The sequence below is a fragment of the Pseudorhodobacter sp. genome, assembly GCF_030452865.1.
In the GTDB taxonomy this organism is placed as follows: Bacteria; Pseudomonadota; Alphaproteobacteria; order Rhodobacterales; family Rhodobacteraceae; genus Pseudorhodobacter.
The window spans coordinates 1-1,570 of the sequence record NZ_JAKDLJ010000588.1 but is presented as its reverse complement, the minus strand read 5'-3'; the positions used below and the strand labels follow the sequence as shown (position 1 = coordinate 1,570).

Here is a 1,570-nt window from a genome sequence, read left to right as displayed (position 1 = left end):
CGTTGGTCAGGCGGACCTCCTCAATAAACCGCCCCTCTTGGCGGTACGTCACATCAACACGGCCCGCAGGCGTATCCAGCCGCAACGTGCCGGGAGTGGAAGGGCGGATCAAACCGTTCTCAAGCGCAATCGTCACGGTGCCGATGGTGCCATGGCCGCACATCGGCAAGCAGCCAGAAGTCTCAATGAACAGCACCGCCACATCGCAATCGTCGCGCGTCGGTGGAAAAAGAATGGAACCGGACATCTGGTCATGGCCGCGCGGCTCAAACATCAGACCGGTGCGGATCCAGTCATATTCGGCCAGAAAATGCGCACGCTTTTCGAGCATGGTATCGCCCTTCAACATCGGCGCGCCACCGGTGACAAGGCGAACCGGGTTGCCACAAGTATGGCCGTCGATGCAGGGGAATGTGTAAGTCGTCATGGCGGTTGCTTTCAGAAACGGGAAGGAGAGAAGGGGGTAAGGTCGATTGTGGGGGTTTTGCCAGCCAGCAGGTCAGCGATGATTTCGGCGGTGCCCGCAGCTTGGGTCAGACCAAGATGGCCGTGGCCAAAGGCGCAAAGGGTATTGGGTTGGCCGGGAAGCGGGCCGATCGCGGGCAGGCTGTCGGGCATTGACGGCCGGAAGCCCATCCATTGCACGCCGCCAGAGGTATCGAGCGCGGGCAGGAAGCGTTTGGCCTTGGTCAACATCGCATCGGCGCGCGCGTAATTCGGCGGTAGTTTCAAGCCGCCGAGTTCCACCGCGCCGCCGACCCGGATGCCCGAACTCAGCTTGGCGATCACAAAGCCATGGCCACCAAAGGTGACCTGACAGCGCAGGTCAATCGCACTTGCGGGAAGGGTGGTATTATAGCCGCGTTCGGTTTCGAGCGGGATTTTCACCCCGGCAGTGCGTGCCAGCAGATGCGAAAATGCCCCTGCGGCCAACACCACGCGGCCGGTCATCTTGCCCGACGATGTGTCAACGCCATCTGGCAAAAGATGCGTGGCTTCGGCAATCTCGATCACGCCGCCATTCGCGCGGAACCGGTCGGCCAGCGCCACGGTGAAATCCTTCGGGTCGGAGATTGAGAACCACCCGGGGGTGAAGGTGGCATGGGTGAAGCGCGAATCGAGGCCGGGTTGTTTACCGGCAATCTCATCGCCCTTGAGGTGTTGAAATTCGATACCCGCTTCGGCGCGGGCGGCCCAGCTTGGCAGGCTGGCGTCAAACTCAGCCTGGCCCTCATAGACCTGCAACTGCCCATCGCGCCGCAGCATCGAGGACAGACCATGCGCGGCCAGAAACGGCTCCAGCGCCGCCTTCGACAGCGCCATCAATCCGGTTTGCGCGATGGTGGAGGCGCGCACCTGCCCCGGCCAACTCGCCCGCCAAAAGCGCAACATCCATGGCGCGATCTTCAGCGCATAGCGTGGCGGCACCGACAGCGGCCCGAGCGGGTCCAACAACCATCTCGGCGCTTTTCGGATTACGCCCGGCGAAGCGAGTGGCAGGATATCGGTGAAGGCTAAAGCCCCCGCATTGCCCGCCGAAGCCCCCGCGGCAGGCCCCTCGCGGTCAATC

General features: G+C 62.7%; 2 protein-coding genes. Both read right to left on the bottom strand.

Annotation, left to right across the window (positions count from 1 at the left end; genetic code table 11):
• On the bottom strand, positions 1-427 hold a 427-nt coding region (locus L0H65_RS19750; RefSeq protein ID WP_301460885.1), incomplete at its 3' end, for a proline racemase family protein.
• Positions 428-438: 11 nt separating this feature from the next.
• Positions 439-1,570, bottom strand: a 1,132-nt coding sequence (locus L0H65_RS19745) for an FAD-binding oxidoreductase (RefSeq protein WP_301460884.1), incomplete at its 5' end; no start/stop codon positions are given.